Genomic DNA, 5,593 nt, shown 5'->3' with positions numbered 1-5,593 from the left:
CGACAATCCCAATTCCATCATGAATCTGAACAATCTGGTCGCGCGGATTCAGGGTCTCGTGGATGATCGTGGCGGCGACCTCAAGGTATTGGGCGAGGCGTTTCAACCAAAGCTCAATGCGATTGCTGCAGTTCTGATGAATTTCGACAGCGGTCAGATCCTGGACAATTTCCTGAACCAAGTGCCCGCGGACGGGACCATTACTCTGCGTGTCGTGCCATGACCTCCGAGCGGCAATGCCGTGCTCGTCAGGGACGTAATTCGAGAAAGGTTACACAATGACCAACAATGGGACCGAAACGCAGATCAAGACGCGTGAGCCCGACGTTGCTGCCGCGGCCTCCGAGCCGGAGCCAACCGCCGCGGCTTCTGAAACGGAACCAACCGCGCCGGCGGCGGATGATCGGTCCGACGCAGGGGATGTCGACACGCCTGAGAGCGTGAAGTTGACCAGCCGACAGAGATCGGTCTCGGTGAGTGTGCGTGGTTTGGTGGTTGGTGCGGTGATCGTGGCACTGGTGGCCGGGGTCGCCGCGTTGGGTTGGCTGTACATAAACGCGCGCCACCAACTGGACGCGCAGGCCCTTCAAGCGACCAACGCTGCGCATGCGGAGAAGGTCGCTCTCGACTATGCGGTGAACGCCGCGACGATGGACTTCAAGGATCTTCAGAGCTGGCACGTCAAACTCGTCGCGGGAACCAGCCCGGAGCTCAGCAAGAAGCTCTCCGACGCCGGCGCCTCCATGGAACAAGTCCTGGTCCCGCTGCAATGGAGTTCGACTGCGCAGCCGCTGGTAGCCAAGGTCAGGTCGAACACGGGTGGCATCTACGTCGTCGACAGTTTCGTGAGCGTTCAGACGAAGACAGTGCAGGCGCCAGAGGCGCTGCAGTCCACGGCCACTTACAGCACCACGATCGACAGCAACAACAACTGGCAGATCACCGACGTCGGCGGGATCGGTTCTGCGTTGGGTCCGAAATGAGACACAGAATTAGACGCGGTGCCGCTGCCGTGGGCAGCGCAGTGCTCTTGTCGGCAATCGCAATACTGACGGGCCCACCCTCAGGTGCCGATCCTGATGTTTCGCCCGCCCTTCCCGACCCGCCCAGCGACAGCGAACTGATGCGGCCCTTGCCAGTAATCACGCCAACACCGTCGGCCTGGGCGCCAAAGTTCCCCTTTCCCTACGATCAAACGCGCAACGACGTCACCGGCGCCGACATCACGGCAATGCGTGAGATGTGTCAGTGGTACAACGCCCAATACGCCACCCTGAGCGCTCAGATCGACAGACTCCAATTCAACCGGATCAGTCTCTCGGGCGACTACGACTACTCCCAAGGCAATGTTCAGCAGCAGGTCGACATCGTCACCGGAAACGTCAGTCAGGCCGTCGACTTTCTCGGACCGCGCGCCCAGTCGCTGACCCAATCCCAGAGCCCGTACGGCGACAGCTACTTTCCCATCTACAAGGGCGAGGCCTTCTACAAGCTGTGGGAGCAGCTCTCCAACGTCAACAACGGGATCTTGGCGCATCAACCGGATTGGTTCACCGGACCGTCGGTGCAGAAGGCGAAGCGTTGGGGCCAGGACATCCACCGCGCGCATGTGTGCGAATAGGAGATGTCCGTGCGAATTCGAAGGAACACGATGACTCTGCGACCCCGCGTGCCAGGCCATCGGGGTGGACAGAGCCACGCCACAGCGCGTCGCCGATTCCAGCGCGGGATGTTCGTCGCCGTGCTGGCATTCACGACCGCAACTGTCTCCATGGCGCCCTCGGCGATGGCGGATTCCAGCGACACTCTGCGGGCCGCCCTAATGGCTGCACGCGGAGCGGCGTGTGGACCGCTGCGATCCAATCCGCTGGTCGAGAAGACGGCCGCGGAAGTCAATGCATCCAACGACAAGTGGCTCAATCACGACGCGCGGGTCGTACCGGAGGCCGACGCGTTACCGCGACTGAAAGACCTCGGCTACGGCGGCAGCAAGGCAGCAATCTTGATCGGCGCCGGGGCAACCGACGCCAACTCGATCAAGGCGCTGTTGTTGCAGGGCTATCTAGCGATCCCGGACTGCTCCTACACCGATTACGGCGTGAGCGCGGTGCACAACACGTCCAAGGACATGATTTTGACGACCGTCGTGCTGGCCGCCTAGGCACTCTGCGGTCTCGTTCGACGCCGTCATATTTCTCATTCGCCCATCAGAAAGGGAGCCACGTGAATCGAACTTTGTCGGTGACGGTCTCGGTCGTGGTCGGCATTACGGGCTTGGTGCATACGCCGGTGGCGCGCGCCGAAGACACCGTGACGTATGACATCTTCTCCGATTCGGTCGGCCAATTGGCTGGTGTCGAGTATCGCGACACCTCGGGTAAACACTTGATCGAAGACGTCCCGCTGCCGTGGACGCTGACCGTGCCCGTCGTGAACGCCAAGAGCCCAACTGCAGACGGTGCCGAACTGCGGGCCGACTGGCGACCGAACTTTCGCACGGCTGCAACGGTCGGGCGGGTGCTACAGGGCCATTTCGTGACAGTGCGCATCTCCGAAGGCGCCAACGTGCTCTGCGAGAGCATCCTCGATGTTGGAAATGCGACGTGCTACGGCAACGTGCCGCACACCTCGGAGAACGAATCATCGCCGGGAAACCTGCCGTGACCGGCCGGCTTGGTCACGCAGTCAGACGCGTTGGGCGCGCGCTTGCGACGCCCGCGTGCGTGATCGGACTCGTACTCCTCGCCTCGCCCGCGGCGCACGCGGAGCCAGCTGGCGGTCCTCCGCCCAGTCCCTTCCCGGACGCCAAGCTCATCCTGAGGTATTACGACCTGGTGCGCTACGACGACTACTTCACCGACACTGTTGGCGGCGTGTGGTTTTCGACCCCCCTTGGACTCAACTGCGGCATTTGGGACCGGGGAAGCTTCGGCTGTACGGGTGACATTCGTGGTGCGCCGCCGGGAACGAACAACATCGGTTGGATCACCGGACAGATCGAACCCCGCTATGACCCGGCACTAGCAGTTCAGTTTCCCCCGGGACGGGCGCAGCGGGATCTGCCCCCGCATAGCTACATCGAGTACAACGGGACCAGATGCGCGACCATGGCCGATTCGAGCACCTTCTGCTCGCACGGTCCGTTCATGTTCTTCGTCACGCCGACCCGGACCTGGCTAGCCCCGCCGTGACGAATATTTGGTGCTGGGGATCATCAAAGTGCCAAATCAGATTGTCGGCCAAGCTATTTCGTTGACATGGGCTTTCGAAGAGGAGACGGAGTTGAGCACCCCAAAGTGGCTATTGGCCGGGTTGGTACTGGCAATCGCCATGAACGTGGCCGGCGCACAGCCGGCGCAGGCCGATCCTTTGACCCCGTTGACGCCGGCCGAGGTTCAGTACCTCCAACAGGTGCGCACCGTGCTTACGCTCAGCCACAACGACATCGCCTTCCGCAGCGACGGCGAGCTGATGGTGGACGGTCGATATGCCTGTCAACAACGCGCCAGCGGGTTCGTCGGCCAGGAGGCGACACTTCTACCGGCCGCCGTTACGCAACTGGCGTTCATCTACCTGTGTCCGAATTGAACGGAGCCAGCGTGGACTTCACCCTGGACGGCGTGAGCTCTCCCAAAAGGCGCCCTCCCATACAGAAGGGAATCCGAATGCGAATGTATGCGCTGAAGATGGGCTGCGCCATGACGGCAGTGACGCTTACGCTGTTGGGATCACCCGTCGCACACGCAGACGATGCCAGCTTCGTACGCGACACCCATGCGCTCGGTTTCATACAGGCTTCCCAGAACCTGATCAGCACGGCTCGGTCCGCATGTTATTACGTCGGTTTCTACAACAGGGATCCCGATCAAGTAGCGGATCGCATCAAGCGTTACTTGAACGTCGACCCCGATATGGCGCACCGCTTCCTCGTCCTATCCGTCAATGAATACTGCCCGCAGTACGGTGGGCGAGTCGGCGCATGAGGGGGCATGTGCCAGCACATGCGCTGGCCCCCGCAGAACGCCACCAGCAGAAGCGAATTCACCATCGTCTGAAACGGAAGACTCACGGTGCGCACGAACGAGCAGGCACCGCCGAAGCGTTGCGCGCACGCTTGATCTTCGCCAAACTGCGCCAGCGGCTGCAACCCACTAGCCGGGCGCCACAAATCCCTGACGTCGCCGACATGCTCGTCGTCCACGAGTCGTTGTGGGAACGCGCTGCCCGCATGAGTCTGACTCAGGCATGTGGTGCCACCGCGGTCGCCTATCTGGTCGGCACCTGGGTGCTCGCCGGCGTAGCGACTTCCCCCCCTCCCGCGGATGGGCTAACAGATCAGATAGCCGGCACCAGTCCGCGGACGGCGGACACAGGGGGGGTGTTGAGCTCGGGGCGCCCCGAAGAGCGAGCCGGCGATGTGCCGGCCGTGCACATCGACCCGCAGTCGTTCGCGGTGCTGCAAAGGACGTTGAACGACCTCGATCAGCAAGCAGGACAAAGCCGGCCGACGTATCGGCAGCAGGCGGTCGACTTGCCTACATCGCTCGCCGGTGCAACGGACGCACCCGCCGTGGCACCGGAGGCACCTCCGTCGGACGTGCCGGCGCCGGAGGCACCCGCGACCGCGCCGCCTCCCCAAGTGATCCCGAATCCGAACGAACAGGCCGCTGACCCAACGGCACCGGCGACCGCGACGCCTCCCCAAGTGGTCGCGAACTCGAACGAACAAGCCGCTGCCGCAACGGATCAACAGCCGCAGGGCCCACTGTCGGGTCCCCCCGCTTAGCCTTGCATCGGGGTCTGGTCAGCCCGGTGGCATCGGCGCCGGAGGACGGTAGAAGATCGCGAGTTGACCGATGCCGCCTGCCAATCCGAGCACGACCGCGATCAGCAAGCCCCACATGCCATGGGTGAATGCAAACAGTGGACTGTCGCGAAGCAAGGCGTAGTCCAGGCTGTAGCGGCCCGCGCCGGTGGCCGCGACTGCGACCGCCCCACCCGCCAGCACCAGGTTGTATTCCCAGCCGTCCTTGACGATGAAGAAGCCGTTGTGCCGGCGGCGGTGCGGACGACGTCCACGATGACTGCACTGCGCATGTCGAACTCCCATCGATGACCAGTGACGTCAACGTAGGGCTTGGCCCGTGTGGGTGTCAACAATCATGTTGACGACATCGTGGCTCGGACATAGAGTGTGGAATCGTGCCGTCGTTTCCCGGGCGAGGCGAACCGCTGACGCCAACCCAGCGCCCTGTCCGCGGATCCTTCGCAGGTGTGCTCGACCATTGCCCGATCGGCAGCCAGTTCGCCGAAAACGTTTTGGAGCCGGATTTGGACTTCGTCCTGATGCGCGATCTGGACGGCAAGATTGCGCTGGTCACGGGGCGCGACGCAGGCGATGGGCGAGGCCATCGCCCGGCGGCTGGCCGCAGATGGCGCCACCATTGTGGGCGTCGGTCGCAATGAAGGCCGTGGGCGGGCCGTGGTCGATTCGCTGCGCGCGAGCGGCCATGCCGCCGACTTCGTGGCTGCCGACGTGGGCGTCGAAGACCAGGTGGCCGCCGCAGTAGCTGCTGCGGTCGAGCGCTTCGGC

Annotated in this window: 8 protein-coding genes and 2 pseudogenes; 9 read left to right on the top strand and 1 reads right to left on the bottom strand. The window is 63.1% G+C overall.

The genetic code is table 11. The features are described from left to right. The 8 genes and pseudogenes from QOI01_RS24265 to QOI01_RS24230 all read left to right on the top strand — a co-directional run. Positions 1-223: pseudogene (locus tag QOI01_RS24265) on the top strand (MlaD family protein); the annotation flags it as partial. 55 nt (positions 224-278) lie between these two features. Beyond that, positions 279-983, top strand: coding sequence for a hypothetical protein (locus QOI01_RS24260; protein ID WP_526385495.1), 705 nt, complete (start codon positions 279-281; stop codon positions 981-983). A 29-nt stretch (positions 984-1,012) separates the two neighbouring features. Further along, positions 1,013-1,621 (top strand): hypothetical protein, encoded by a 609-nt coding sequence (locus QOI01_RS24255; RefSeq protein ID WP_526385493.1) that lies wholly within the window; start codon positions 1,013-1,015, stop codon positions 1,619-1,621. A gap of 30 nt (positions 1,622-1,651) precedes the next feature. Then, positions 1,652-2,161, top strand: a complete 510-nt coding sequence (locus QOI01_RS24250; protein WP_526385491.1) for a hypothetical protein — start codon at positions 1,652-1,654, stop codon at positions 2,159-2,161. Positions 2,162-2,223: 62 nt separating this feature from the next. After that, positions 2,224-2,664, top strand: a complete 441-nt coding sequence (locus tag QOI01_RS24245) for a hypothetical protein (RefSeq protein ID WP_526385489.1) — start codon at positions 2,224-2,226, stop codon at positions 2,662-2,664. 59 nt (positions 2,665-2,723) lie between these two features. Continuing rightward, entirely contained in the window at positions 2,724-3,191 is a 468-nt protein-coding gene (locus QOI01_RS24240; RefSeq protein WP_526385487.1) for a hypothetical protein, read from the top strand. Positions 3,192-3,201: 10 nt separating this feature from the next. After that, complete coding sequence (locus QOI01_RS24235) at positions 3,202-3,588, top strand: hypothetical protein (RefSeq protein ID WP_526385485.1); 387 nt, start codon at positions 3,202-3,204, stop codon at positions 3,586-3,588. Between the two features lie 11 nt (positions 3,589-3,599). After that, complete coding sequence (locus tag QOI01_RS24230) at positions 3,600-3,983, top strand: DUF732 domain-containing protein (RefSeq protein ID WP_526385483.1); 384 nt, start codon at positions 3,600-3,602, stop codon at positions 3,981-3,983. 821 nt (positions 3,984-4,804) lie between these two features. On the opposite strand, the pseudogene QOI01_RS24225 reads toward QOI01_RS24230, so the two are convergent. Beyond that, positions 4,805-5,056: pseudogene (locus tag QOI01_RS24225) on the bottom strand (DoxX family protein); the annotation flags it as partial. A 312-nt stretch (positions 5,057-5,368) separates the two neighbouring features. On the opposite strand from QOI01_RS24225, the gene QOI01_RS24220 reads away from it, so the two are divergent. Then, the coding region (locus QOI01_RS24220; protein WP_526385481.1) for an SDR family NAD(P)-dependent oxidoreductase at positions 5,369-5,593 on the top strand (225 nt) is incomplete at its 3' end.

Origin of the sequence: Mycobacterium sp. (assembly GCF_032162605.1) — a bacterium.
Lineage (GTDB): Bacteria > Actinomycetota > Actinomycetes > Mycobacteriales > Mycobacteriaceae > Mycobacterium.
The sequence above is the reverse complement of the archived record's forward strand: the minus strand, read 5'-3'. Positions and strand labels throughout refer to the sequence as shown.